The sequence below is a fragment of the Massilia sp. ZL223 genome, from assembly GCF_018119395.1.
Lineage (GTDB): Bacteria > Pseudomonadota > Gammaproteobacteria > Burkholderiales > Burkholderiaceae_D > Telluria.
In genome coordinates this window covers 1-1,660 of sequence record NZ_JAGPWD010000081.1, presented here as the reverse complement: position 1 = coordinate 1,660, position 1,660 = coordinate 1, and the positions used below count along the sequence as shown (strand labels likewise).

Genomic DNA, 1,660 nt, shown 5'->3' with positions numbered 1-1,660 from the left:
GAAGTGCGAATGCTGACATGAGTAGCGATAATGCGGGTGAAAAGCCCGCACGCCGTAAGCCCAAGGTTTCCTGTTCAACGTTCATCGGAGCAGGGTGAGTCGGCCCCTAAGGCGAGGCAGAGATGCGTAGCTGATGGGAAGCAGGTTAATATTCCTGCACCGTCGTATGATGCGATGGGGGGACGGATCGCGGAAGGTTGTCCAACTGTTGGAATAGTTGGTTTTTGGCTCATAGGAGGTACTTAGGCAAATCCGGGTACAGAATCCAAGGGGTTGAGACGAGCGGCCTTGTGCTGCGAAGCAATCGGAAGTGGTTCCAAGAAAAGCCTCTAAGCTTCAGTCATACGAGACCGTACCGCAAACCGACACAGGTGGGCGAGATGAGTATTCTAAGGCGCTTGAGAGAACTCGGGAGAAGGAACTCGGCAAATTGGTACCGTAACTTCGGGATAAGGTACGCCCTAGTAGTTTGACCACTTTACTGTGGAAGGATGAACGGGTTGCAATAAAATGGTGGCTGCGACTGTTTAATAAAAACACAGCACTCTGCAAACACGAAAGTGGACGTATAGGGTGTGACGCCTGCCCGGTGCTGGAAGATTAAATGATGGGGTGCAAGCTCTTGATTGAAGTCCCAGTAAACGGCGGCCGTAACTATAACGGTCCTAAGGTAGCGAAATTCCTTGTCGGGTAAGTTCCGACCTGCACGAATGGCGTAACGATGGCCACACTGTCTCCTCCCGAGACTCAGCGAAGTTGAAATGTTTGTGATGATGCAATCTACCCGCGGCTAGACGGAAAGACCCCATGAACCTTTACTGTAGCTTTGCATTGGACTTTGAATCAATCTGTGTAGGATAGGTGGGAGGCTTTGAAGCGGGGACGCCAGTTCTCGTGGAGCCATCCTTGAAATACCACCCTGGTTCATTTGAGGTTCTAACCTTGGTCCGTTATCCGGATCGGGGACAGTGCATGGTAGGCAGTTTGACTGGGGCGGTCTCCTCCTAAAGTGTAACGGAGGAGTTCGAAGGTACGCTAGGTACGGTCGGACATCGTGCTAATAGTGCAATGGCATAAGCGTGCTTAACTGCGAGACCGACAAGTCGAGCAGGTACGAAAGTAGGACATAGTGATCCGGTGGTTCTGTATGGAAGGGCCATCGCTCAACGGATAAAAGGTACTCTGGGGATAACAGGCTGATTCCTCCCAAGAGTTCATATCGACGGGGGAGTTTGGCACCTCGATGTCGGCTCATCACATCCTGGGGCTGTAGCCGGTCCCAAGGGTATGGCTGTTCGCCATTTAAAGTGGTACGTGAGCTGGGTTTAAAACGTCGTGAGACAGTTTGGTCCCTATCTGCCGTGGGCGTTGGAAATTTGAAGGGGGCTGCTCCTAGTACGAGAGGACCGGAGTGGACGAACCTCTGGTGTACCGGTTGTCACGCCAGTGGCATTGCCGGGTAGCTAAGTTCGGAAGAGATAACCGCTGAAAGCATCTAAGCGGGAAACTTGCCTTGAGATGAGATTTCCCGGAGCCTTGAGCTCCTTGAAGGGTCGTTCGAGACCAGGACGTTGATAGGCTGGGTGTGGAAGTGCAGTAATGCATTAAGCTAACCAGTACTAATTGCCCGTACGGCTTGTCCCTATAACCTTGGCAGTCA

At 52.0% G+C, this 1,660-nt stretch carries 1 rRNA gene; it reads left to right on the top strand.

The features are described 5' to 3' along the window. Nucleotides 1-1,644, top strand: a 23S ribosomal RNA gene (locus tag KBW95_RS24425); the annotation flags it as partial. Between the last annotated feature and the right edge of the window lie 16 nt (nt 1,645-1,660).